22 protein-coding genes are annotated in these 20,527 nt (G+C 70.9%); 13 read left to right on the plus strand and 9 right to left on the minus strand.

All coding sequences use genetic code 11. The features are described from left to right. Positions 1-175: 175 nt before the first annotated feature. The 6 genes from IF188_RS08655 to IF188_RS08680 all read right to left on the minus strand — a co-directional run bounded on the left by IF188_RS08655 (position 176) and on the right by IF188_RS08680 (position 4,488). On the minus strand, positions 176-1,039 hold the full coding sequence (locus IF188_RS08655) for a hypothetical protein (protein ID WP_191171393.1): 864 nt from the start codon (positions 1,037-1,039) through the stop codon (positions 176-178). Between the two features lie 38 nt (positions 1,040-1,077). After that, positions 1,078-1,515: a peptidase inhibitor family I36 protein gene (locus IF188_RS08660; protein WP_191171394.1), complete on the minus strand. Its 438-nt coding sequence runs from the start codon at positions 1,513-1,515 to the stop codon at positions 1,078-1,080. 156 nt (positions 1,516-1,671) lie between these two features. Then, positions 1,672-2,139, minus strand: a complete 468-nt coding sequence (locus IF188_RS08665; RefSeq protein WP_191171395.1) for a peptidase inhibitor family I36 protein — start codon at positions 2,137-2,139, stop codon at positions 1,672-1,674. After that, positions 2,136-3,113 (minus strand): hypothetical protein, encoded by a 978-nt coding sequence (locus IF188_RS08670; RefSeq protein WP_191171396.1) that lies wholly within the window; start codon positions 3,111-3,113, stop codon positions 2,136-2,138. Before IF188_RS08670 ends, IF188_RS08665 begins: the two co-directional genes overlap by 4 nt. Continuing rightward, entirely contained in the window at positions 3,110-3,733 is a 624-nt protein-coding gene (locus IF188_RS08675) for an RNA polymerase sigma factor (protein WP_191171397.1), read from the minus strand. Before IF188_RS08675 ends, IF188_RS08670 begins: the two co-directional genes overlap by 4 nt. A 101-nt stretch (positions 3,734-3,834) precedes the next feature. Next, positions 3,835-4,488, minus strand: coding sequence for a MerR family transcriptional regulator (locus tag IF188_RS08680; protein WP_191171398.1), 654 nt, complete (start codon positions 4,486-4,488; stop codon positions 3,835-3,837). Positions 4,489-4,576: 88 nt separating this feature from the next. On the opposite strand from IF188_RS08680, the gene IF188_RS08685 reads away from it, so the two are divergent. The 4 genes from IF188_RS08685 to IF188_RS08700 all read left to right on the plus strand — a co-directional run bounded on the left by IF188_RS08685 (position 4,577) and on the right by IF188_RS08700 (position 7,859). Next, positions 4,577-4,993: a hypothetical protein gene (locus IF188_RS08685; RefSeq protein ID WP_191171399.1), complete on the plus strand. Its 417-nt coding sequence runs from the start codon at positions 4,577-4,579 to the stop codon at positions 4,991-4,993. Between the two features lie 15 nt (positions 4,994-5,008). After that, positions 5,009-6,112 carry an SseB family protein gene (locus IF188_RS08690; protein ID WP_191171400.1) on the plus strand — a complete coding sequence of 368 codons (1,104 nt, stop codon included), beginning with the start codon at positions 5,009-5,011 and terminating at the stop codon, positions 6,110-6,112. Between the two features lie 177 nt (positions 6,113-6,289). Further along, positions 6,290-7,333, plus strand: coding sequence for a non-homologous end-joining DNA ligase (gene ligD, locus IF188_RS08695; RefSeq protein WP_191171401.1), 1,044 nt, complete (start codon positions 6,290-6,292; stop codon positions 7,331-7,333). Between the two features lie 10 nt (positions 7,334-7,343). After that, a complete protein-coding gene (locus tag IF188_RS08700) occupies positions 7,344-7,859 on the plus strand; it encodes a nitroreductase family deazaflavin-dependent oxidoreductase (RefSeq protein ID WP_191171402.1) in 516 nt (171 codons plus the stop codon). A gap of 14 nt (positions 7,860-7,873) precedes the next feature. On the opposite strand, the gene IF188_RS08705 is transcribed toward IF188_RS08700, so the two are convergent. The 3 genes from IF188_RS08705 to IF188_RS08715 form a co-directional block, all read right to left on the minus strand. Continuing rightward, a complete protein-coding gene (locus tag IF188_RS08705; protein WP_191171403.1) occupies positions 7,874-8,920 on the minus strand; it encodes an ATP-dependent DNA ligase in 1,047 nt (348 codons plus the stop codon). 183 nt (positions 8,921-9,103) lie between these two features. After that, a complete protein-coding gene (locus tag IF188_RS08710) occupies positions 9,104-9,319 on the minus strand; it encodes a hypothetical protein (protein WP_191171404.1) in 216 nt (71 codons plus the stop codon). Between the two features lie 178 nt (positions 9,320-9,497). Beyond that, positions 9,498-12,395: an ATP-binding protein gene (locus IF188_RS08715; RefSeq protein ID WP_191171405.1), complete on the minus strand. Its 2,898-nt coding sequence runs from the start codon at positions 12,393-12,395 to the stop codon at positions 9,498-9,500. Positions 12,396-12,441: 46 nt separating this feature from the next. Between IF188_RS08715 and IF188_RS08720 the strand changes: the two genes are divergently transcribed. From IF188_RS08720 to IF188_RS08760, 9 genes are all read left to right on the plus strand, one after another. After that, positions 12,442-13,095, plus strand: a complete 654-nt coding sequence (locus IF188_RS08720; RefSeq protein WP_318152841.1) for a substrate-binding domain-containing protein — start codon at positions 12,442-12,444, stop codon at positions 13,093-13,095. Positions 13,096-13,226: 131 nt separating this feature from the next. Next, a complete protein-coding gene (locus IF188_RS08725; protein ID WP_191171406.1) occupies positions 13,227-13,979 on the plus strand; it encodes an SDR family oxidoreductase in 753 nt (250 codons plus the stop codon). 24 nt (positions 13,980-14,003) lie between these two features. Next, a complete protein-coding gene (locus IF188_RS08730) occupies positions 14,004-14,594 on the plus strand; it encodes a TetR/AcrR family transcriptional regulator (RefSeq protein ID WP_191171407.1) in 591 nt (196 codons plus the stop codon). Continuing rightward, positions 14,581-15,639, plus strand: a complete 1,059-nt coding sequence (locus IF188_RS08735) for an NADPH:quinone oxidoreductase family protein (protein ID WP_191171408.1) — start codon at positions 14,581-14,583, stop codon at positions 15,637-15,639. Before IF188_RS08730 ends, IF188_RS08735 begins: the two co-directional genes overlap by 14 nt. A 100-nt stretch (positions 15,640-15,739) precedes the next feature. After that, positions 15,740-16,501, plus strand: coding sequence for a glucose 1-dehydrogenase (locus IF188_RS08740; RefSeq protein ID WP_191171409.1), 762 nt, complete (start codon positions 15,740-15,742; stop codon positions 16,499-16,501). 542 nt (positions 16,502-17,043) lie between these two features. Next, the gene (locus tag IF188_RS08745) at positions 17,044-17,781 is read left to right on the plus strand and encodes an ABC transporter ATP-binding protein (RefSeq protein ID WP_191171410.1); all 738 of its coding nucleotides are present in this window, start codon (positions 17,044-17,046) and stop codon (positions 17,779-17,781) included. Next, positions 17,778-18,521 carry an ABC transporter ATP-binding protein gene (locus IF188_RS08750; RefSeq protein WP_191171411.1) on the plus strand — a complete coding sequence of 248 codons (744 nt, stop codon included), beginning with the start codon at positions 17,778-17,780 and terminating at the stop codon, positions 18,519-18,521. Before IF188_RS08745 ends, IF188_RS08750 begins: the two co-directional genes overlap by 4 nt. Next, positions 18,521-19,399, plus strand: coding sequence for a branched-chain amino acid ABC transporter permease (locus IF188_RS08755; protein ID WP_191171412.1), 879 nt, complete (start codon positions 18,521-18,523; stop codon positions 19,397-19,399). Before IF188_RS08750 ends, IF188_RS08755 begins: the two co-directional genes overlap by 1 nt. Further along, positions 19,396-20,526 carry a branched-chain amino acid ABC transporter permease gene (locus tag IF188_RS08760; protein ID WP_191171413.1) on the plus strand — a complete coding sequence of 377 codons (1,131 nt, stop codon included), beginning with the start codon at positions 19,396-19,398 and terminating at the stop codon, positions 20,524-20,526. The genes IF188_RS08755 and IF188_RS08760 overlap by 4 nt, the downstream gene beginning before the upstream one ends. Position 20,527: the final 1 nt, after the last annotated feature.

The raw sequence follows: 20,527 nt of genomic DNA on the forward strand, positions 1-20,527 counted from the left end.
TATGGTGAGACACGTCGAGGTCCTCGTGATGGAACAGCAGTTGGCGCTACTGATCCTCGGGGACCTCGACCCCTACCCGCCGACCATCACCCGGCGAGCCTCACCCCCACCGGATGTCCGAAGAGCCCGATAACGACCCAACGACGACCGTGTGTACGTCGCACTCGTCCAGAAGTCATTTCGTGGGTGCGTTCTCTGCGACCGCACGGAGCAGCCGGCGTTTGTCATCTTTGAGTTCGCTGCGGATTCGGACGAGACGATCTGCGTTCTCAGCGATGAAGTCGATCTGGCGACTCCAATTGGCCTGGTAGAACGCCTCTGACCATCCGCTGCTTTCTGCGCAGTCGGCGTCCGCCGTCGCCATCGCGATCTCGTCCGGCGCTGGAGTGCTCCCCGGTATCCCGACTTGCCATTGCTCCTCCAGCGCGTCGGACGGCCATTCCAGCGGGTTGGTCGGCACTCCGTCGTAACCCTTGCTCGACATGCACGCGGCCCATTCTTTCCCTGGTTGAGCGACAGCCTCGTCCGTCTCGGCCTGTGCACTCAAGGTCAGTGCGGCCTCAGTCGCGTAGTACAACGCCTCATTTGACGGTGTAGGCAGCGCTTTTCGACTTCTTGCCTGGCAATCGTCCATGATCGAACCGAAGTCAGGAGTTGTGTTCGCAATCTCGCTGGCCCGAGCAACGAATTCGCGCCACTCCGATACGCCGTTATAGGTGTTCGGTGCGGTGTGATAACCGAACTCGGTCGCCAGCGTGGAAGTGAAGAGTCGGTGTTCTCCCGCGCTGAATGATGGGCCCGCACCCACATCGGTTGGTTGCCAGGGGACGAGCCATTCGATGCCATGCTCGGCATAGCAGTCTCGCTCCAGCAGCGCCTCAGCATAGTCACGCAGATGGGCATCGTTCGAGACGAACTCGTCGAGCGGCATTGTCCACTCAGATCGGTTCTGCGGCGGCGGCTCTATGGGGCTTTCGGGCTCTGCCGCGCAGGCCGTACTGGTGAGGAGAAGGGGCACCAGCCCGAGGGCTGCGAACATCGTCCGCAGCCCTCGGGTCCCTCGTGTCTGCTGGGTGCTCAATTGAACGAGTGGTAGTAGCCGGACTCGATGTTGTCGCCCTGATTGCCGCCGAGTGCCCAGTTGGAGTTGCCCCTGGGGATGTCGAACAGCAACGTGTCCTTGTTGTCCTCGGCGTACATGTACGCCGTCTCGGTGACGCCGTGGTTGTAGATTGAGGTCGCCGAGTTGTTGGCGTCGTACGACGTGCCCGCGTAGTCCCACGTGGCGTAGTCGGGGATGTACTGCTGGAACTTCACATAGGCGGTTCCGGATCCCGCGGTGGCGAAGCTCGCGTCCTTCCAGATGCAGAGGTAGGACGAGGGGCAGTCGCTCAAGGCGGCCGAGGCGGGGCCGGCGATACCCGCGACGGATGCGGACACGAGAGCGGCCGCGCCGATCGCCGCGACGGTCACGCGCTTGCGCGCCCCGTCGCGGCGGGAGGTGATCTGGTCCATGTATTCCCTTATGCTTCATTGCAGTTGAGGCTCGGGCGACTCGAAGTGAGTGCCGGTAGCCCGTCGTAGAGATATGTCCGGTATCGCCCAGACTGGGACAGGTTCGTTCATGTTCGTTATCTGTTCGTTATGAACGCCCAGGCTGCTGAAACCCTGCTACGAGCAGTTGAGTTTGTCGGTACCCGCCGCCACGGAAGGCGCCCCAGTGTTGGGCGCGAGCGTCGCGACGGTCGCCCAGCCGTCGTACGCGCGGACAGTACCCGAACTACGCGAGTTGGCGAGCGAGCGCACACTGCTGAGGGCGGCTACGGAGTTGCCGGTCGTGCAGCTGAAGAAGGTCAGCTTGTTGCCGGTGTAGCTGACACCGTCGAAGGCGCAGAACGCACCGCTTGGACAGGTGCCGACGGCGAGGGGCTGGGCGCCGTCAGCGGTCAATGTCAAGACGACGGCGCCGTCGTCCCAGGACACCTCGTTGGCTGCGGTCTGCGTACCGCCGAACTCGGCGATGACGGCATCCACCCGCAACTGGAGCGGCTCGTCGGCTGCATTTGCAGGCGTGGCGGAGAGGGCAAGTGCGGCCGCGAGGACGGTCATCCCCAGCAGCGCGAATGACAAGCGGGTCATTGATCTCTTCTTTCGAATGCGTAGTACGACATGACGGACGGGGAAGGGATGTCGGTGCGGTCGTGGCCGACCCACACGGTCTCGGTCGCGAGGACGTGTCCGGAGAGACTCACGAGGATGCGTTCGACGAAGTCGGAGTCGCCCGGCGGGCTCTCGAAGACGTACGCCTCGCGACCGAGGCGGTCGGTCGTCGTGCCGGCGAGCTCGAGGTCGAGGCCGGCGATCACTTCGAGCAGCGCCGCCTCTTCGGCGGGGCGGAGCACCCGCTCCATCAGCAGCGCCTCCACCTGCGACAACCAGTCGCTGACTGTCGAGTCCTCGGAGAGCCCTGCGTCGAGCATCAACTGTCGCAGCTCGCCGGCGTCTTCGGGTACCGGATCGGGGAACAGGTAGGTGTGCTGGCCCGCTTCTTCGTCGAACCGGTACAGCTCGGTGCCCGGCGGCGTCGCCTTCGGATCGTCCACGGGCTTGCCCTGCGTGTCGTACGGCGTGCCGGCGACCGCGACCTGCGACCACACGCCATCTGGGTAGCGGGTCAGCGTCAGGTTCTCGGGCGCGATATACGGCGGGGGAACGTCCTCGCCCTCGGCGCCCACCGTCGTCACGAGTCCCCAGGTCTGCAGGTCGATCTGCTGCGGTTGCCCGGGCGGGGCGGGATCGGGCGCATCGGAGGCCCGCAGCTGCTCAGCGAGGTCGGCGAGCAGCTCGGCCGCGTCGCCGGTTCCGGTCTGCGCCGCCGTGATCTGCAGCATCGGCGGCGTCGCCGCGTAACTCGGTGTGGGGGCCGCGAGCATCGACACCGTGATCGCCACGACCGCGACGACAGCCGCGGTGGCGGACGTGATGATCGACCACCCCGGAACCCCGAGCCGGCGACGCCGGCGGGTGCGATCGGCGCGCAGATCGTCGCGCATCTGCGCGATGACGAGGTTCTCCATTGCGTCGCCACGGGGCATCGGGCGCTGATCGCTCATGATTCGCCCTCGACGGTGTGAGGAGCGTGGTGGGCGAGCGTCTTGCGCAGCCGCTCCTTCGCGCGGGTGAGGCGCTTGCGCACCGTGGATTCGGAGGCTCCGATGACGACCGCGGCATCGCGCGGCGGCATCCCTTCGAGAAGGCACAGCGCGATGACCTGGGCGTCCGCGGCGCTCGCCGTGCGGAGCGCTGTCTCGATGTCGTGCGACAGCGAGGTGCGGTCGACGTGGCGCGCGACCTCGTCGGCGTGGTCGGGCACCTCTTCTGCTGCAGGGACGCTTGCGATCAGCCGCTCATACCGGCGCTGGCCCCGCAGCTGGTTCTTTGCGGCCAGGGCGACCGTCTTCAGCAACCAGGGCAGGAGCGAACCGTCCACGCCGCGCACCTCGTCGCGCTTGCGCCACAGCGCCAGCTGCGTGATGCCGACCGCGTCCTCGGCATCGGCCGCGTTGCGCGTCATCGTCAGCGCGAGCGCGTACATCTTCTTCTCGTGCCGGCGCAGGAGCGTGCGCATCGCGGACTCGTCGCCCTCGCGGGCATGCCGAAGCAGCGTCTCGTCCGAGACGCTCGACTCAGAGGCCGCGGCGATCGGGATGTCGCCGTCCAGCGGGGCGGGCACCACGGCATCATAAGCGGGCCCCTGCGCGTATCCCGAACTGCGCCCGGTGGCCGCAGCGACCGGGCCGAGTGATCAAGGCTCACGTAGAGATATGTCCGGCATCAGGGTTTTTGGGACAGGTTCCGGCGTTTCTCTTCCGGATCAGTGGATGCCGGCGGTCTGGCGACCAGCAGGTGGTGGTGGGCGAGGCGCCGGAGTGCGAGCATGACGGGCTCGTAGAGGGCAGTCCCGAGCACGGCGTACGTCACGGCCTCGTCGAGGCGCATCCCGGGCAAGAGAGCGAGCTCTGCGCTCGCGACCTGGAGCATCGCATCGCCGTACCGACGCAGCGCGGCGGGTGAGGCATCCAATCCCGCCGCTTCGAGCGCGCGCAGCGCCTCTTCGAGTTGCGCGACCGCGGTGAAATCTGCGTCGTAGGTGAGGCCGAGCTCGGCGATCGCGGCGCGGGCGAGGGGATGGTCGCCGCGCAGTTCGTCGACGTAGGGCGGCAGGGCGCCGACGGCGCGACCGAGGATCTCGACGGGATCGCCGGTGGGGGCGTCGATGAGGGCCAGGATGTCGCGCACCCGCGCGAGCGGAAGGCCACGCACGCCGGTCAGGGCGGCGATCACGCGCAGGCGGGCGAGGTGCCCTTCGTCGTACTCGGCTCGTGTCGCCGACACCGTCTCGCCGCGGGGGAGCATTCCCTCGCGGATGTAGAACTTCACGGTCGCCACCGGGACGCCGCTGCGCTCCGACAGTTCCGAGATCTTCATCGCGGCCTCCTGTCTCTTGTCATTGGATACTATAACTATCTAACATTGGAGAGTTGAACTATCCAATCCTCGAGCCCGGGAGGCAAGAATGGACCCGATCCTCACGATCGTCGCGGGCGCGACGATCCTCACCGTCATCGGCATCATGTCGGGCGGCACGTTCCTGTTGCGGATCGCGTCGCGCGGACTGCCGTTCAACGGGCTGCAGAAGTCGTTCTTCCGCGCCGGTCACGCACACGCAGGCGCGCTCGTGCTGCTCGGACTCGTGAGCCTGCTGCTCGTCTCGGCGGTCGGAGTGCCCACACCGTGGCAGTGGGCGGCCGTCGGCGTTCTGGCGAGCGCGCTCCTGATCCCCGGCGGCTTCTTCCTGTCGGTGCTCGGTCATGACCCGCAGCGGCCCGGCCGTGCGATCGCCCTGCTGTGGACGGGAGTGGTCGTGCTGGCGGCATCCCTTCTCGCCGTCGGCGTCGGGGTGATCCTGGCGGGCGTCACCGCGCTGGGGTGAGGTTAGTCTCGAGCAATGGCATTGTTCTCGCGCCGTCCGAAGAAGCCCGCCGAGCCGTCGGGTGACGCCGTCGACACCCCGGCCGACGCGACGGCGGCCGACGCGACGGCGGCCGGGGACGCTCCGGCCGCGCAGGCGACGGCGGACGCGACGGGAGAAGTGGATGCCGCAGCCGCCCCGTCCGTGTCGATCTCGGTGTCGTCGTACGGAGGTCTCGGGGCGGCTCCCGCGCCCGCGCGCCCGGACGCCGACCGCGCGCCGGCGGCCGATGCGGAGCCGCCGGCCACGCTGCCGCGCATGGGCGGACGAGAATGGATGCACACGGCGCCCGAGCAGACCGAGACGATCCCCGGCCTGCGCGACAACGCGCTGCTGCGCGACGCACTGGGCCGGGTGGGCGACGCACCCGCATCGCAGGCACTGCTCGACGTCGCGCGTCAGCTGATGCAGGGCCATGTATTCCTGCGTGTGAAGGGTGACGCCCGCACGCTGCTCGCCGAGGGCAAGCCGCTGCCGCTCGGCGTCGCGAACCTGGGCGACCGGGTGTTCGCCCTCGCCTTCTCGAGCGGCGCCGCGCTGCAGGCGAGCCTCAAGGCCGACGGCGACGCCGACACCTCGGCCATGGGGCAGCCGGTGCTCACGGTGCTGCAGCATGTGTTCGCGAGCAACTACGACGGCATCGTGCTCGACCCCGCTTCGACGCCCTCGCGCGCCGTGCTTCCGGCCGAGCTGCTCAAGCGTGCGGTCGAGCAGGCCGACCCCGAACTGACCGTCAAGACCCTGCTCGCCGCCGAGCGCACGCCCGAGATCTCGGCGCAGGTCGCCGACGCGCTCACGCGCGTGCCGCTGTGGGTGGCCGCGGGGCTCGCCGAAGGCGGAGTGCCCGGTCTCGCCGAAGGGCGCACGCCCGACGGCTCGCGGTTCCTCGAGGTGTACTCGCACCCGCTCGAGGTCGCCGTCATGGGACGCGGCGACAACGCCGTGCCGATCACGGCGGTGCAGCTGGCGAAGGCGCTGCGGTCGGACGACGCCATCACCGGCGTCGTCGTGGACCCGGCGGGTCCCTGGATCCGCCTGACGCGCGACGAGCTCGCGCCGGTGCTCGCGCTCGGGCAGTAGCGCGCATCCTGGCCGCGGCGGAGTTCGCGAGAAGCCGCACTTTCGCGTGGGACGCCGCAGCGTGTGCGCCGGAGTGTGGCGTGTCGGACACGAGCGCGGCGGCTCGCGCGCCGAGACGACGGCGGCGATGGCGTGCGCGGGGTGACGGATGTCGTGGCCGCCCGCTAGCGTCGGAACATGGCGTCGGAGCGCATCACCCTCACCGTTCCCGGTCCCGACGGCGACCGCGAGGTCGGCCTGTCGAGCCCCAACCGTGTGATCTGGCCCGAGCTCGGCATCACGAAGCACGAGCTCGCCGAGTACCTCATCGCGGTGCAGGGACCGTTCCTCGCCGCGAACGGCGATCGGCCGGTGTCGCTCGAGCGCTTCCCCGAGGGCGTCGACGGCGAGCGGTTCTATTCGAAGAACCCGCCCAAGGGGGCCCCGGCCTTCGTCGAAGCGCGCACTGTCACGTACAACAGCGGCCGGCGGCATCCTCAGCTCGTCCTCACCGAGATCGCGGCGGCGGTCTGGGCGGTGCAGATGAACACCGTCGTCTTCCACCCGTGGGCGTCGTTGACGGCGAACACCGACAACCCCGTCGAGCTGCGGATCGATCTCGACCCGCAGCCGGGAACGGATTTCGCGGATGCCGCAGCCGTCGCTCCCGCGCTGCGAGATGTGCTGGCCGAGGCGGGGCTGACGGCGTTCCTCAAGACCAGCGGCAATCGGGGCATCCACGTGTTCTGCCCGATCGAGCCGGAGTGGGAGTTCCTCGACGTGCGGCACGCGGTCATCGCGGCGGGGCGCGAGCTGGAGCGCCGCATGCCCGACAAGGTCACGATGAGCTGGTGGAAGGAGGAGCGGGGCGAGCGCATCTTCATCGACTTCAACCAGGCGAACCGCGACCGCACGATGGCGGGCGCGTACAGCCCGCGCGCGCTGCCGACGGCGACCGTGTCGACGCCGCTCACGTGGGACGAGCTGGCCGCGGGCGTCGACCCGGCGGCGTTCACCGTGCGCACGGTGCCCGGGCGTCTCGCCGACGCCGGCGATCCGTGGGCGACGCTGCTCGAGAAGCCGGGACGCATCGACACCCTGCTGGAGTGGTGGCAGCGCGACCTCGACGCGGGACTGGGCGAGCTGAACTTCCCGCCCGACTTCCCCAAGATGCCGGGGGAGCCGCCGCGTGTGCAGCCGAGCCGCATCAACCCCGAGAACTGGCCCAAGGACGACGAATGAGGCGGGGGACATGACCGAGTCGGCGACCGATCCCTGGCGCGTCGTTCCGTCCGAGCCGCGGCCGCGCCGCGCCGGCCTTCTCGACCGACTGATCGAGAAGGTGCTGCGCACGCAGTGGATCGTCCGGGCACCGATCGCGCTGTACCGCGCGGGACTCGGATGGATGTTCGGAGAGCGGCTCGTGATGATCGAGCACCTCGGCCGCGTGTCGCACGATAGGCGGTTCGTGGTCGTCGAGGTCGTCGATCGTCAGCGCAACGTGATCCGCGTGGCCTCGGGGTTCGGCACGCGGGCCCAGTGGTACCGCAACCTGAAGGCGAACGGCGTGGCGTATCTCAGCACCGGCGGCGCCCGGCACGTGCGCGCCGCGGTGCGGCTGCTCGATCGCGCCGAGTCCGAGGCGCATCTGGCTGTCTACGCCGCGCGCTACCCGCGGGCGTGGCGGCACCTCAAGGCCGCGATGGACGACGCGGCCGGCGGCGACGCGTACATCCCGATCGTGGAGTTCATCCCGCCGCCACGCTGACCAAGAGCGGATCTTCAGATCAGGACGTCGGCCAGATCGTAGGCGGCGACGACCTCCAACTGCTCGTAGGTGCACGAGGCGGGGTCGCGGTCGGGACGCCAGCGCTCGAACTGCACGGTGTGGCGGAAGCGCCAGCCTTCGAGCTGGTCGTAGCGCACCTCGAGCACGCGCTCGGGCCGCAGCTTCACGAATGAGGAATCCGCACGCCCGGCCTGGAACCGCGACTTCTCGCCGTCGCCGCGCACGGCCTCGCCGTCGGCATCGCGCACGACCAGCGGCGCGAGCTCGTCGATCAGCTCGAGCCGGCGCTCGTTGCTCCACGCCGCGACGCCGCCGACGGGGTACAGCGTGCCGTCCTCTCCGTACAGGCCGACGAGGAGGGATCCGACGCCCTGGCCAGACTTGTGGATGCGGTAGCCGAGCGCCACGACGTCGGCGGTGCGGGAGTGCTTGATCTTGAACATCGTGCGCTTGCCCGGTGCGTACGGCTGGTCGAGCGGCTTGGCGACGACGCCGTCGAGCCCGGCGCCCTCGAATTCGGCGAGCCAGCGGCGCCCGAGGTCGGGGTCGTCCGTCGTGCGCGTGACATGGACGGGATCGGGTACGTCGCGCAGCAGCTCCACGAGTGCGGCCCGCCGGGTCGCGAACGGCTCGCCCTGCAGGTCACGGTCGCCGACCGCGAGCACGTCGAACGCGATGAACATCGCGGGTGTCTGCTCGGACAGCATGTTGACCCGCGACGCCGCGGGGTGGATGCGCTGCGACAGCGACTCCCAGTCGAGTCGGCGCCGGCCGTCGCGCTCGATCGGCACCACGATCTCGCCATCGAGCAGGCACGGCCCGGGCAGCAGCCGCGCGAAGGCCTCGACGAGCTCGGGGAAGTACCGGGTCAGCGGCTTCGCTCCGCGCGAGCCGATGACCACCTCGGCGCCGTCCCACGACACCAGTGCGCGGAAGCCGTCCCACTTGGGCTCGTAGCTGAGCCCGCCCGGCACCTTGGCGGGGTCGGGCACGTCGGGCACGGACTTCGCCAGCATCGGCGCGGGGATCTCGTACGGCATGCGCCCATCCTGCCGTGCCCTGCCGACACCCGACACCCCGGCACCCTCTGTACCGGACACCGACCGCCGGGTCGCGAGTACGAGAGGGCAAGAGCGCGAGAAGGGGGCGGAGCCCCCCAGGCTCCGCCCCTGACGATCCGACTGCACAGGTCCGGGTCGTCCATCCCCGCAGGAGGGAGCGGGTCAGTGACTCGAGGCCACCGTGGCGGCGCGGGATCCCGACGGAGTGCCACGGCGTCCGACCGCGCGGGCCAGGGCGATGAGCGAGAAACCGCGGTGCGACGCGACGGGAGCGCGGTCGCTGCGGTCGCGCTGCGCGACGACGATCCGGTTCTCGCGGGCGAGGGTCGCGGCGCGCTGCGAAGCGGTGAGCTGGGCGGTGTAGAGGTTGGTGTCCATCGGTCTCTCCTGTCGGGAGCGGAGCCTCGGTCGAGGTTCCGATTCGTGCTGACAGGAACGACTTTCGTCTCTAAGGGGGGTGCTTCTCATCGGGCGGATGCCTCGTCTTGGGGCGGGATCGATGCCTTAGGCGGCAGCGATCGGCGCCTAAGGCGCACTCAGAACCGGCGGCGGACGCCTAAGCCGACTCAGGCACGCCGGCGGCGTATTGCGCAGCGGCCTCCGCACGATTTGCGGCGCCGATCTTGCCCAGGATCGCCGACACGTGCACGGATGCCGTCTTCGGCGAGATGAACAGGCGCTCGCCGATCTGCGGATTCGTCAGGCCTTCGGCGACGAGCGCCAGCACCTGCAGCTCGCGAGGCGTCAGCGCGGTGACGCCCGATCCCGACGCGGTACCGCGGCCGCCGGCATCCATCCCCTCCCACGCGATCCCCGCGCGCGCCGCGAGTTCCCGCGCCCACCGGGCGATCAGCGCGGCGCCCTGGCCCGGCGCCTCATCGACGATGAGGCTCAGCAGATCGGATGCCGCCTCGCGCTGCCCGTCGACGATCAGCGACTGCGCGAGTCCGAGCCGGGACGTGTGCACGTAGCGGTTCGGGATGCTGCCGGCCTCGGCGTGCGCCAGCGCCGCCGTCCACGAGGCCACGTCGTCGTCGAGGTACGCCCGGGTCACCGCGAGGATCGCCGGCGCGGAGCCGTCGACGCTGCGCCGGCTGAGCCGCTCGATCGCCGGCAGCAGAGTGTCGCCGGCCTCGGGCGAAAGCCGGCACAGCCACGCGGCGACGGGGAGCATGCGCTGGCTCAACCCCGGATAGTCGCCCTCGAGCAGCTCTGCCGTGCGCGGCGCGAGCGCGATCAGTCCGGTGGCGGCCGCCCCGTCACAGACCTCGCGGGCGGCGGCCACGCCGGCGACGAGGGCCCAGCCGATCTGCTCGTCGGGATCCGCGTCGATGCGCGAGAGCAGTGACTCGGCGCGTTCGCGGTAGCCCGCCGCCGTCGCAGGATCGTCGTCGTACAGTGCGGCGAGGGCCAGCAGGCGCAGCGTGAAGCTCTGGAAGAACGGATTCGCCGGAAAGAGCGAGAGGCACCGCTGCGCGCGCGCCACACCGGCGGACGCGTGACCGAGGTGCATGTCGATCTCGGCGACGTTCGCGTTGATGTGGGCGCCGAGCCCGCGTTCGCGCCCGGCCAGCACCGTCTCGTCGAACGCGGCGCGCCCGAGCTCGAGCGCCTCGTCGTACCGGCCCAGTCGTCCCAGCAGGTCGACGAGGTTGTTGACCGCGGTGTGATGCGTGCTGATGTCGGCGCTGACGTCGACGGCGCGCCGCAGATCCTCGACGGCGGCCTCCAGTCGGCCGTGGTCGGAGACGAACCACGCGCGCAGATACAGCGTCTGTGCCAGGGCGTCATCGTCACCCGATCCCTCGGCGAGCGTCACGGCACGGTCGAGCAGGGCTTCGGACTCGGCCGCCGGCTCGGCGACGGCCAGGATCGCGTCGATCTTCGCGAGGAGCGCGCGCTCGCCGGCGTCGCCGGAGTCGTCCAGCAGCGTCCGGGCGGCACGGAAGGTCTCGGCCGCGGCGTCGTCGCGCCCCGCAGTGCGCTGTCGCGCGCCGACCAGTCGCAGCAGCTCGGCGCGCAGGAGTCGCTCCTCCGGGCGCGCGAAGCGGGCGCCGGCCTCAGCGGACCGCAGCGAGCGCTCGTTCTCGCCGATGCCGAAGTAATCCTCGGCGATCCCGCGCGACAACGCTGCACGCGACAGCCCCACACGCTCGTCCGCGTCCGGCACCTGGCCCCACAGCTCGAGGAGCTGCTCGCCGAGCTTGACCGACGCCGCGGGCGCGTTCGCGGCGTTCGACCACTCCCGCGCGACCGCAGTCGCATCGAAGGCGCGGATCAGGTCGCGTGCGGCGAGCCAGTGCACCGCGGCTTCAGCCGCGAGCGTCGCATCGCCGTCGTCGACGCGCCGCTGCAGCGCCTCGGCGTAGGCCCGGTGCGCTTCGACGCGGTCGTTCGGCAGCAGGTCGTCGTGCACCGCCTCTTGGATCAACGCGTGCCGGAACGTGTAGCCGTGCTCGTCGCTCACGAGCACGGAGCCGGCCACCGCCTCGCGCAACCCTTCGCGCAGATCGCGCGGGTCGCCGTCATGCACCTCGTTCAGCAGGTCGTCGTCGACGTGGACCCCGCCCACTGCAACCAGACCGACGACCTCCTGGGCGTGCGGGGTCAGGCGCTCGAATCGCGCGAGCACCACGTCGCGCAGCGTGTCGGGCAGTTCGCCGTCCTTCAGGTCGACGAGTTCCTCGACGAAGAACGGCACGCCTTCGCTGCGGGCGGTCACGGCCTCGAGGTGATCGGTCGACACGGCTCCGCCGGTGAGCGAACGGATGTGCTCGGCGACATCCTCCGGGCGCAGGCGCGTGATCTCGACGCCGGTGACGACGCGACTGCGGTCCAGCTCGGCGAGCACCGCGCGCAACGGATGCCCGCGGCCGACGTCGTCGGAGCGGTAGGTACAGATGAGTGTCACGTGCCGGCCTCGGAGCGTCACGGCCAGCGTCTTCAAGAGCGCGAGGGTGGCAGCATCCGCCCAATGCAGGTCTTCGATGACGATCAGCAGGTGGACTTCTGCCGACAGGTTCTCGATGATCCGCTCGATGGCCTCGGCCACATAGTCCCCGCCGCTCGAGGGGACGAGCGAGGCGTCGGCGAGTTCGGGGATGAGCGACGCCAGCGTGGCCACCACGGCCGGGCTGCCGGCCGCCGCACGGAACCTCTCGTCGCCGACGGCGGTGTAGATCTCGTGCAGGACCCGCCGGATCGGCGTGAACGGCGCGCCGATCGGACCGAGGTCGACGCACTGGCCGCACGCGGCGACGACCTGTGGGCCCGGTCGCGAGGAGCGGAGCGCGGCCGCGCGGAACTCTTCGAGCAGCCGCGTCTTGCCGATGCCGGCCTCGCCGCGGATGACGACGGCTCGCGGACTGCCGGCACGCCCGGCCGCATACGCCTCGAGCAGCACCTGCAGCTCGGCCTCGCGGCCCACCATCGGTGCCACCGTCGCCGGAGTCATCGCGCTCCTCTCGCGCGGGCGCCCGCTCCCCAGCGGCTGGCGCCTCGTGACCATCGTGGCATCAGGCGCCGACGGTGCGCCACTCTACTGCCCGTCGCGAGGGTTCCTCGACGACATGCAGGGACCGCGGCAGATGGTGAACAACATCATCGTGGCGCCGTCCGGAACGCTGCGCACGCAGGGTGCCGAGTACCGCACCAACGCGTACTTCGGGGGGATCCAGCCGCCGGCGACCGAGACCGGTGCCGTCGTCGCCGACACCCTGCTCGTCGCCGGCGGCAGCGGTCAGGCCGGTGCGGACCTGGCCGGCTACCGGCTGCGGGCGGGATCGCCCGCGCTCGGTGCGGGCACGGCGCTGCCGCAGCTCGGCGACCGCGACTGCTTCGGCAACGCGGTCCCGGCCGCGGCCCCGAACATCGGCGCGTACCAGGGCCCGGACGCCCTGGCGCGGGTCGAGATCGCGGTCGAACGCGGGCTGCGGGTGCCCGACGACCTCGCCATCGTCGCCTACGACGACGAGATCGCCGCGCTGGCGCACATCCCGTTGACGGCCGTCGCGCCGCCCAAGACGGAGCTGGGCGAGACCGCCGTGAGGAAGTGCCTGGAACGCCTGCGCCGACCCGCCGGTGACGCGCGCGGTCTGGCGCGGGCGACGCTGCTGCCGACGCTCGTGGAGCGCTCGTCGACGCGCGGCGCGTGAACAGCTGCGGCGGGCGTGCCGCGCGGGGGTGCCACGTGCGTCGCGAGCTGATCCCGCGCGTCTCGCATGATCGTGCTAGGTTGTAAAACCGACCAGCCGGTATGTAGCCGGACGGTGCGCAAGGAGGCGCCATGACCCACGATCCCGCCCGCCGCTTCGACGGCACGGTCACACTCGTCACGGGCGCCAGCCGCGGCATCGGCTTCGCGATCGCGCAGCGACTGGTGGCCGAAGGCGGTTCCGTCGTGATCACCGGCCGCAAGCAGGACTCGCTCGACGCGGCGGTGGCCGAACTCGGCGAGGCAGCCAGCGCGGTCGCCGGCCGTGCCGACGACGCCGAGCATCGCGCCGCCGTCTACGCGCACATCGCCGGGCGCCACGGGCGTCTCGACCACCTCGTCAACAACACCGGCATCAATCCCGTCTACGGGCCGATCGTCGACGTCGACGCCGAGGCCGCCCGCAAGATCCTCGAGGTGAACGTCGTCGCCGCGCTCGAGTGGACCCGCGCCGCCGTCGCCGCCGGGCTGTCGCGGTCGGTCGTGAACATCGCCTCCGTCGCGGGGCTCGGCGCGAGCCCCGGCATCGCGTTCTACGGGATCTCGAAGGCCGCGCTCATCAACCTCACCGCACAGCTCGCGTACGAGCTCGCCCCGGCCATCCGCGTCAACGCGGTGGCGCCGGCGGTGGTGAAGACCGCGTTCGCCCGCGCCTTGTACGAAGGTCACGAGGACGAAGCCTCCGCCGCGTACCCGCTGCACCGCCTGGGCGAACCGGACGACGTCGCCGGGCCCGTCGCGTTCCTGCTCTCGCAGGACGCCGCCTGGATCACGGGTCAGACGCTGCCGATCGACGGCGGTGCCGGCATCCGTCCCCTCGTCTGAACCTGCTCACGACAGGATGAGGGTATGAAGGATTCCCACGTCGCAGACGACGTCGCCCGCGCCGCCGTCGAGCTGTTCGCCCGGCAGGGCTACGCCAACACCAGCGTGCAGCAGATCGTCGACGCCGCGGGCGTCACCAAGGGCGCGATGTACCACTACTTCGAGTCCAAGGACGACCTGCTCTTCGGTATCTACGAGCGGCTGCTCACGCTCCAGAAGACGCACCTCGACGAGATCATCGCCCGCGGCGGAGCGACCGAGGATGTGCTGCGAGCCGTGTGCGTCGACGTCCTCGAGACCTCGATCGACCACATGGAGGAGGGGGCGGTGTTCTTCCGCAGCCTCAACATGCTGTCGGCGCCGCGCGCCCAGGAGGTCACCCGCCGGCGCCGTGCGTACCACGACGAGTTCGCCGAGCTGATCTCGCGCGGGCAGACCGAGGGGCGCTTCCGCACCGACATCCCGCTCGCGATGCTCGTCGCCCACTTCTTCAGCGACGTGCACTACCTGTCGCACTGGTACTCGCCCGAGGGCCCCGAAGACAAGACGCTCGTCGCAGAACAGCTCACCGACCTGTTCCTGACCAGTCTGAGGAGAGTGGATGCCGCACCCTGACGCCCCCGCGAACGCCGAGGCCGCCGCGCCCGCCGTCGCGACCCCCGCCGCCTTACCGGACTCGATGCGCGCGTGGCGCGTGACGGAGCTGGGCGAGCCGGCTGACGCCCTGTCGCTCGACACGGTGCCGACGCCCGAACCCGGCGAGGGCGAGGTGCTCGTGCGCATGCGCGCGGTGGCCGCGAACTTCCCCGACGTGCTGCTGTGTCGCGGGGAATACCAGGTCAAGCCCGAGCTGCCGTTCTCGCCCGGCATCGAGCTCGTCGGCACAGTCGCAGGGCTCGGCGCCGGCGTCACGGGCTTCGCGCTCGGCGACCGCGTCGTCGGGTCGAAGATCGGCGTGCTCTCGGAATACGCCGTGCTTCCGGCATCCGATGTCTGGGCGGCGCCGGACGCGCTCACCGATGCCGAGGCCGCAGGCCTGACGGTCGCCTATCAGACGGCATGGTTCGGGCTGCACCGGCGAGCCGCGCTGCAGGCGGGGGAGTGGCTGCTCGTGCACGCCGCCGCCGGCGGTGTGGGACTCGCGGCCGTGCAGCTGGGGGCCGCCGCAGGTGCGCGGGTGATCGGCGTCGTGGGTTCCGAGGCCAAGGCGGCGGTGGCCCGTTCGGCGGGTGCCGAGGTCGTGCTGATCCGCGGAGTCGACGACACCGTCGCCGGCGTGAAGGCCGCCACCGGCGGGCACGGCGCCGACGTGGTGTTCGACCCGGTCGGCGGCGCGGCCTTCGACGCGTCGACGAAATGCATCGCGTTCGAGGGACGCATCGTCGTGGTCGGCTTCGCGGGCGGTGCGATCCAGGCCCTGCCGGCGGGGCACGTGCTCGTCAAGAACTACTCGGTGCTCGGCCTGCACTGGGGGCTGTACCCGCGGGTGCGCCCCGATCTCATCGACGACGCACGAGCGGAGCTGACACGGTCGGCCGCGGCCGGCGGCATCCATCCCGTCGTCGACCACGTCGTGCCGTTCGAGCGCGCGCCCGAAGCGCTCACCGCGCTCGCGTCGGGCTCGACCGTGGGCCGCGTCGTGATCGAGGTGGCGTCGTGAGCCGGGTGTGTCGAGAACGTGCGGTCTCGCCGAGCACGCACGATATCCACGTCGATGACATGCGGTCTCGGCGACAAACCGCGTACTCGACAGGGTGGGCATGGACCAGGGAGATGGGCGAGTGAACCCGTTCGACCTCGAGGGCAAGGTCGCGTTCGTCACCGGCGGCGCCCGCGGCATCGGTGAGGCGTATGCGCGGGCGCTGCACGACGCGGGCGGACGGGTCGTCATCGCCGACATCCTCGACGACGAGGGAACCGCGCTCGCCGAAGAACTCGGCGCCCGCGCGCGCTACGTCCACCTCGACGTGACGAACGAGGGGGAATGGGATGCGGCGGTGCAGGCATCCCTCGACGCCTTCGGAGCGCTGGACGTCCTCGTGAACAACGCGGGCATCGCGAACGCCGCGCCCATCGAGCACTTCACGACCGAGAAGTGGAACGCCGTCATCGCCGTGAACCTCACCGGCGTCTTCTTCGGCTGTCGCGCCGTCGTGCCCGTCATGAAGGCGCAGGGTCGCGGCTCGATCATCAACATCTCGTCGGTCGAAGGCATGCGCGGCAGTCCCGGACTGCACGGCTACACCGCCGCCAAGTTCGGCGTGCGCGGGCTGTCGCAATCGCTCGCCGTCGAGCTCGGCCCCTCAGGAATCCGGGTCAACTCGGTGCATCCCGGCTTCATCAGCACGTCGATGACCACGCGGATCGATCCCGCGCACCTCGACATCCCACTCGGCCGCCCGGGCGAGCCGTCCGACCTCGCCGGCACGATCGTCTTCCTCGCTTCCGACGCGTCGGCGTTCACCAGCGGCGCAGAGTTCGTCGTCGACGGCGGCATGATCGCCGGCATCCCGCACCGGTAGGCCGAGTTCGCGACCCGCGCCGCGCGCTGTGCGCGGCGCGGCGCGGCGCCCAGCGCGCAGCGCGCAGCGCACTGTGCGCTGCCCGGTCTGGTCCCGGTCTTGGCGGCGGGTGCTCGCGGGCATTCCGCGGCCAACGGTGCGGGTCCGAATATCGGATGATCGCGCCGTTTCCGGAGCGGCGGCGCCCGATCCTCCGGAAAACGCGGGATTGTCCGATATTCGGAGCGCGAGGATGCCGGCGGCCGGGGTGTTCACAGCGTCAGGGATCCGCGGGTCGGGGCAGCATCCGTTCGCCGACGTCGTGGGGACCGCGCTCGCCTTGGGTGCGGGGCCGAATATCGGACGATCGCGACGTTTCCGGAGCGAGCGCCGCCACATTCTCCGGAAAACGCGCGAATCTCCGATATTCGGACCGCGGAGTTGGGGTGGATGCCGCACGCACGGCCCGTCCGGGCGAGGCCGCATCACGATCATGCAACAGGGACATACCGCCCGGTCGGTTTCTGCGCTAGGGTGAGGACACCCGACACGAAGAGGTGCCGATGTCTGCACGAACCACCGCCCCCGAGGGCTCCGCCGCCCGGCTCGAACTGCGCTCCGTGAGCGTCGCGTTCGGTGGGCTCACTGCGCTCGACGATGTGTCGTTCGACGTGCAGCCGGGCGAGATCGTGGCGCTGATCGGCCCGAACGGAGCCGGCAAGACCACGGTGTTCAACGCGGTGTGCGGGCTCGTCCGCCACCGCGGCGCGGTGCGCATCGACGGTGCGCCCGCACCGCGGCGCACGGCGGACCTGACCGCGCGGGGCGTCTCGCGCACGCTGCAGGGACTGGGGCTCTTCGCCGGCCTCACCGTGCGCGAGAACGTGCTGCTTCCGGTCGCCGGGCGTCGCGACGCCGCTGACCGGGTCGCCGCGCAGCTGCGGGCGCTCGACCTGGAACCGCCGGCGGATCGTCCGGTCGCGGCGCTGCCCTACCCCGACCGCAAGCGCGTCGCACTCGCGCGCGCCCTGGTCACCGACCCGCGACTGCTGCTGCTCGACGAGCCCGCGGGCGGGCTGGGCTCGGACGACATCGCCGCCCTCGGCGACGTCGTGCGCGCCGCGACCTCGACGGGGTGTGCGGTCCTGCTGGTCGAGCATCACGTCGATTTCGTCATGGGACTCTCCGACCGCATCGTCGTGCTCGACTTCGGCCGCGTGATCGCGCACGGCGCTCCGGACGAAGTGCGTGACGACCCGCGCGTCGAAGAGGCCTACCTCGGTGTGAAGGCGACGGCATGACCGCGCCCGCGGTCACCGGCACGCGCGGCGGTGCGCTCGCGATCGATGCTCTCACCGTCGGCTACGGCGGCGCGCCCGTGCTCCACGGCGTCGGCTTCGACCTCGCACCCGGCGAGGTCGTCGCACTGCTCGGCGCGAACGGCGCCGGCAAGACGACGCTGCTGCGGACGATCGCGGGGCTGGTGGCCCCGGCATCCGGCGACATCCGTCTCGACGGCCGCGACCTCACCGCACTGCGCACCGAGGACCGTGCCCGACGCGGACTCGCCCTGGTGCCGGAGGGGCAGAGCGTCGTCGCCGAGCTCACCGTCGACGAGAACCTGCACCTGGGTGCCCTGTGGCGTCATCGCGGGGCCGCCCGCGAGCGCGCCGTCGCCGACGTGTACGAGATGTTCGAGCCGCTCGCCCGCCGCCGCACCAGCGCCGGGCACCAGCTGTCCGGCGGCGAGCGGCAGATGCTGGCCCTCGGCCGCGCGCTCGTCGCCGACCCTGTGCTGCTGGCGCTCGACGAGCCGTCGCTCGGGCTCGCGCCGCTCGTCGTCGCGCACCTCATGTCGACCCTCCGCGACGCCGCCTCGAGCCGCGGGCTGACCGTGCTGCTCGCCGAGCAGAACGTGACGAGCGCGCTGTCGATCGCCGACCGCGGGATCGTGCTCGACCTCGGCCGCGTCGTCGCCGATGCGTCCGCGGCGGCCCTCGCCGCCGACGACACCCTCCGCCACGCCTACCTGGGATTCTGATGGACCGACTGCTCTTCCTCTTCGCGACGGGCCTCGCGCGCGGCGCGATCTTCGCGCTGTTCGCGCTGTCACTCGCGCTGATCTGGCGCGCCGCGCGCATCGTCAACTTCGCACAGGGCGCGATGGCGCTCGTCGCCGCGTACATCGCCTTCGCCGTCACCGGCCTCACCGGCTCGTACTGGGTGGGCCTGGTCTCGGGGATCCTCGCAGGCGCGGCGATCGGCTTCTGTGTCGAGCGGGGGCTCATGCGCTTCGCCCCGCACAGCAGCCCGCTCGCCGGAGTGATCGTGGCGATCGGGCTCGTGATGGTGCTGCAATCGCTGCTGGGCGTCCTCTTCGGCGCGCAGTACCGCCCGATGCGCGCGCCCTTCGACGACAGCCCGATCATGGTGAGCGGCGTCCCGCTGCTCTCGCCGTACGACGTGTTCGTGCTCGTCGTCGCGCTCGTCGTGATGGCCGCGCTGGCGCTGCTGTTCACCCGCACGTCGCTCGGCCTGCAGCTGCGGGGTGCCGCCTTCGCTCCCGAGGTCTCGCGGGTGCTGGGCGTGCGCGTGGACCGCATGGTGACGATCGGATGGATGCTGTCGGCCGCGGTCGCCGCGCTCGCCGCGCTGCTGCTGGTCCCCACCGAGCTCGGCCTCAACCCGCACGCCACCGACATGCTCTTCGTGTACGCGTTCGCGGTGGCGGTGGTGGGCGGGCTCGATTCACCCGTCGGTGCGCTGCTCGGCGGACTCGTGGTCGGCGTCGCGATGACGCTCGTCACCGGCTACCTCGGTGCGACGGTCGCGCCGATCGGCGTCCTGGTGCTGCTCGTGGCGGTGCTGCTGCTGCGCCCGGGCGGGCTGTTCTCGCTGCGAGAGGCGCGCAGCGCATGAGCGGGCGGATGAGGCCGCTGCGCGGCATCCCTCGCATCCTCGTCCTCGGCGCGGGGCTCACCGTCCTCGCGATCGGCGGCACCTTCCTGCTGGACCCGTACCGCAACTTCCAGCTCGCGACGATCGCCGCGTACTTCTGCGCGACCGCGGGGCTCACCGTCCTCATCGGCCGCTCGGGCCAGCTCTCGCTCGGTCATGCCGCGCTCATGGCCGCGGGCGGCTACGGCTTCGCGCTGACGGCCAATGCGATGACGGATGCCGGGGCCACCGGCATCCCGCGATTCCTGGTCTCTCTGCTCGTGGCCGCGCTGGTCGCCGGCGTGATCGGCTGGCTGCTGGGTCTTGCGGCAGCGCGGCTGCGGGGACCCTACCTCGCCGGGGTCACGCTCGCGCTCGTGATCGCGCTGCCCGCGGTCGCGGCGGTGTTCTCGGGCGTGCTGCGCGGAGATCAGGGCGTGCAGATCGCCTACGACGGCGTGTCCCCGCTGCTGGAACGGCTGATCGCGGTCGAGCAGTGGCAGGCGTGGGTCGCGATCCTCGTGACCGGTGTCGTGGTGACCGCGCTCGTCGTGCTCACGAAGGGCCCCACCGGACTGCGCATGCGGGCCGTGCGCGACGACGAGACCGCGGCGCGGCTGAACGGCGTGCGGCCGGGGCGCGTCAAGGTCGGCGCGTTCACGGCGAGCTCTCTCGCCGCCGGTGCGGGCGGCGCCGTGCTGTGCTTCGTGACGCAGTCGGTCAGCCCCGGCGCGTACACGCTCGCCTTCTCGCTGCTGCTCGTCGTGGCCGTCGTGCTCGGTGGCCTCAGCAGCATCGGGGGAGCGGCGATCGGCTCGGCGCTCATCGTGATGCTGCCGTGGATGCTGGGCGTCGCCGCCGATGCGCTGCCCCTTCCCGCCGAGGTCGAGCAGCGTCTCTCGGGCAACCTCTCGATCCTCGTCTTCGGGCTGCTGCTGATCGTCGTGACGCTCGCCCGGCCGGGCGGGCTGGCGGGCATCGGCCGGCAGTGGCGGCGGCGCAGGAGCGGCGCCGGGGCGCGGCATCCCGAACCCCCGCGTGAAGCCGCGCCGCCCGAACCCGCACCTGAGCTCGAAACCGCACCACCCACATCACACAGAAAGAGGTGAC

Source organism: Microbacterium helvum, assembly GCF_014779795.1.
GTDB classification, from domain to species: domain Bacteria; phylum Actinomycetota; class Actinomycetes; order Actinomycetales; family Microbacteriaceae; genus Microbacterium; species Microbacterium helvum.

Coding starts and splice junctions, on each gene's coding strand:
- IF188_RS08660 (WP_191171394.1), bottom strand. CDS start 1,515: ATGGACCAGATCACCTCCCGCCGCGACGGGGCGCGCAAGCGCGTGACC.
- IF188_RS08705 (WP_191171403.1), bottom strand. CDS start 8,920: ATGCCGTACGAGATCCCCGCGCCGATGCTGGCGAAGTCCGTGCCCGAC.
- IF188_RS08710 (WP_191171404.1), bottom strand. CDS start 9,319: ATGGACACCAACCTCTACACCGCCCAGCTCACCGCTTCGCAGCGCGCC.
- IF188_RS08755 (WP_191171412.1), top strand. CDS start 18,521: ATGGACCGACTGCTCTTCCTCTTCGCGACGGGCCTCGCGCGCGGCGCG.
- IF188_RS08665 (WP_191171395.1), bottom strand. CDS start 2,139: ATGACCCGCTTGTCATTCGCGCTGCTGGGGATGACCGTCCTCGCGGCC.
- IF188_RS08750 (WP_191171411.1), top strand. CDS start 17,778: ATGACCGCGCCCGCGGTCACCGGCACGCGCGGCGGTGCGCTCGCGATC.
- IF188_RS08745 (WP_191171410.1), top strand. CDS start 17,044: ATGTCTGCACGAACCACCGCCCCCGAGGGCTCCGCCGCCCGGCTCGAA.
- IF188_RS08670 (WP_191171396.1), bottom strand. CDS start 3,113: ATGAGCGATCAGCGCCCGATGCCCCGTGGCGACGCAATGGAGAACCTC.
- IF188_RS08735 (WP_191171408.1), top strand. CDS start 14,581: ATGCCGCACCCTGACGCCCCCGCGAACGCCGAGGCCGCCGCGCCCGCC.
- IF188_RS08685 (WP_191171399.1), top strand. CDS start 4,577: ATGGACCCGATCCTCACGATCGTCGCGGGCGCGACGATCCTCACCGTC.
- IF188_RS08680 (WP_191171398.1), bottom strand. CDS start 4,488: ATGAAGATCTCGGAACTGTCGGAGCGCAGCGGCGTCCCGGTGGCGACC.
- IF188_RS08715 (WP_191171405.1), bottom strand. CDS start 12,395: ATGACTCCGGCGACGGTGGCACCGATGGTGGGCCGCGAGGCCGAGCTG.
- IF188_RS08760 (WP_191171413.1), top strand. CDS start 19,396: ATGAGCGGGCGGATGAGGCCGCTGCGCGGCATCCCTCGCATCCTCGTC.
- IF188_RS08740 (WP_191171409.1), top strand. CDS start 15,740: ATGGACCAGGGAGATGGGCGAGTGAACCCGTTCGACCTCGAGGGCAAG.
- ligD (WP_191171401.1), top strand. CDS start 6,290: ATGGCGTCGGAGCGCATCACCCTCACCGTTCCCGGTCCCGACGGCGAC.
- IF188_RS08700 (WP_191171402.1), top strand. CDS start 7,344: ATGACCGAGTCGGCGACCGATCCCTGGCGCGTCGTTCCGTCCGAGCCG.
- IF188_RS08690 (WP_191171400.1), top strand. CDS start 5,009: ATGGCATTGTTCTCGCGCCGTCCGAAGAAGCCCGCCGAGCCGTCGGGT.
- IF188_RS08730 (WP_191171407.1), top strand. CDS start 14,004: ATGAAGGATTCCCACGTCGCAGACGACGTCGCCCGCGCCGCCGTCGAG.
- IF188_RS08655 (WP_191171393.1), bottom strand. CDS start 1,039: ATGTTCGCAGCCCTCGGGCTGGTGCCCCTTCTCCTCACCAGTACGGCC.
- IF188_RS08725 (WP_191171406.1), top strand. CDS start 13,227: ATGACCCACGATCCCGCCCGCCGCTTCGACGGCACGGTCACACTCGTC.